Annotated in this window: 4 protein-coding genes; 1 reads left to right on the forward strand and 3 read right to left on the reverse strand. The window is 69.1% G+C overall.

Features of this window, described 5'->3' with window-relative positions; genetic code table 11:
- Positions 1-139, forward strand: a 139-nt coding sequence (locus ACE3O8_RS13535; protein ID WP_374390591.1) for a putative 2OG-Fe(II) oxygenase, incomplete at its 5' end; no start/stop codon positions are given.
- Between the two features lie 3 nt (positions 140-142).
- On the opposite strand, the gene ACE3O8_RS13540 is transcribed toward ACE3O8_RS13535, so the two are convergent.
- The 3 genes from ACE3O8_RS13540 to ACE3O8_RS13550 form a co-directional block, all read right to left on the reverse strand.
- Complete coding sequence (locus tag ACE3O8_RS13540) at positions 143-799, reverse strand: thermonuclease family protein (protein ID WP_374390585.1); 657 nt, start codon at positions 797-799, stop codon at positions 143-145.
- A gap of 51 nt (positions 800-850) precedes the next feature.
- Complete coding sequence (locus ACE3O8_RS13545) at positions 851-1,165, reverse strand: DUF1905 domain-containing protein (RefSeq protein ID WP_374390587.1); 315 nt, start codon at positions 1,163-1,165, stop codon at positions 851-853.
- Positions 1,162-1,782, reverse strand: a 621-nt coding sequence (locus ACE3O8_RS13550) for a S41 family peptidase (RefSeq protein ID WP_374390589.1), incomplete at its 5' end; no start/stop codon positions are given. The genes ACE3O8_RS13545 and ACE3O8_RS13550, both read right to left, overlap by 4 nt.

Consider the following 1,782-nt stretch of genomic DNA (forward strand, 5'->3'; position numbering starts at 1 on the left):
GCCAGAGGAAACCCGGCCCTTCGTCTATCTGCAACCCGCACCCGGAACCGTGCTGCTGTGGGAAAGCTGGCTCCGTCACGAAGTGCCGCAGGGCCGCGCGAAGGCAGAACGGATCAGCGTCAGCTTCAACTACGCCTAGGGGTCAGCACCAGCTTTCCTTGCGCCCGCGCCACCGGCGGGCATGGCCCTCGGCCACCAGCCACTCGGAAACGGATTGCCCCGCCACCAGCGCGTCGCGCAGAAGCCGGTCATAACGGTCGCGATCGCGGCCCCCCGCCGGCACGATCTGCACCGGCCCGCTGTTCAGGATCTGGTGCAGCCGCTGTTCCGCCGCTTCCCCCCGCGCCCGCTCTTCCCGGCATTGCGCACCGCCGATTTCGGGCGTGTCGATCCCGGCAAGGCGGATGATGGCGCCGTCCATGATGAAGGTGTCGCCATCGATCACGCAATTGTCGCCCGACCGCCCGGCGCAAAAGCCGAAGGCAACAGTCCTTCCGCCGGGCTGCGTGCGCGCCGCCCGGCCATCATCCGCCGGTTGCGGTGCCGGCGTCTCCGCGCGCCGCTGCCGCGGTGGATCTGGATTGTAGATCGGTGTCGGCTGTCCGTCGCCGTCGGGCGATTGCAAACCCGGCAGCATCAGTCCGATGAATACGCCCAGCGCGATGGCCGCCACGAGAAGTGACCCGAACAGCAGGTTCCGGCGCCACCTGCGCTTCCGGACTTCCTGCCATGGGTTCGGGCGCCTGCGGGCTGGCTCCAGGAAATGGCGCCTGGGGCCGGGGCTGCGATCGGTCGTCATCGGCGCAGATTATCGGGGGGCGACCTCCCTGCAAGCCCTTGTGCGGGGAGATCAGACCATCGCCTGATCCCGCAGAGTCAGTTCCAGCGGGAACCGGTCGCCGGCCCCGATGCCCAGCCGCCGCCGCACATCCGCCTTCACCGGCAGGATATAGGAGCCGCTCGACTTGTCGGGAAAGACGGAGGTGTCCCAGCCGACACCCCCTGAAACCGCCCGCACCCGAACCGATCCCCACCCCCTGGGGGCCAGAAACCCGTGCAGCCGCACGCTGTCGGCAAGGTCTGCCGGCAAGGTCACGAAATGCCAGCTGGCATGGCCCTTCCATCGCCACAGCTCGGCTTCGAATTCGGGCAGGCGTTCGCTCAAGGTTGGGTTGCCGAAAGCTCCAGCGCGCGCGGGAAGCGCACTTCGCCGCCGCCCGGCAATGTCTTCACCAGGGCGGAAATCGCTCCGGTGTCCGGCCGCCGCTCGATCGCGAAGCGCGTGGCCGGGTCTTCGGCAAGGCTGAAATGGTCGCGGTCCAGCGGCACCAGCGTTCGCGCGGGGCGGCGCCCCTGAAGCAGGTGCAACGTGCCACCGGCATCCGCGATCAGCAGGTCACCATAACGCCCCGCAAGCGCGCGGTCGGCCGGGGTGGCGCGCGCATCGGCCTTCAGCGTTTCCAGCACCAGCCCCGCTTCGGCCGGCAACCGCGTCCCCTCCGCCTCCAGCGCCAGGATCTGCGCGACACGAAGCGCATCGGCCTGCGGCACGATCACATCGGGCGTCACCCCCAGGCCTTCCCAGTTGGTGCCTGTGATCGGGTTCACCGGCGTGCCGACCGATATGAAGACGGAAAAGCCATCCTGCGTCTGGCACACGCTGCCCGGATTGGCGGCGCCGCCCGTCTGCTCGCCGACAACCACGGCCCGGCCTGCCGCCTGCAGCGTATAGGCCAGCGCTTCGGCGGAACTGCCCGTCCGCGCGCTGACAAGAAGGAACAG

Origin of the sequence: Sandaracinobacter sp. (assembly GCF_041909755.1) — a bacterium.
GTDB lineage: Bacteria > Pseudomonadota > Alphaproteobacteria > Sphingomonadales > Sphingomonadaceae > Sandaracinobacteroides.

What these genes read in the sequence shown, in the direction of transcription:
- ACE3O8_RS13540 (WP_374390585.1), bottom strand. Translation starts at nt 799, where the DNA reads ATGACGACCGATCGCAGCCCCGGCCCCAGGCGCCATTTCCTGGAGCCA.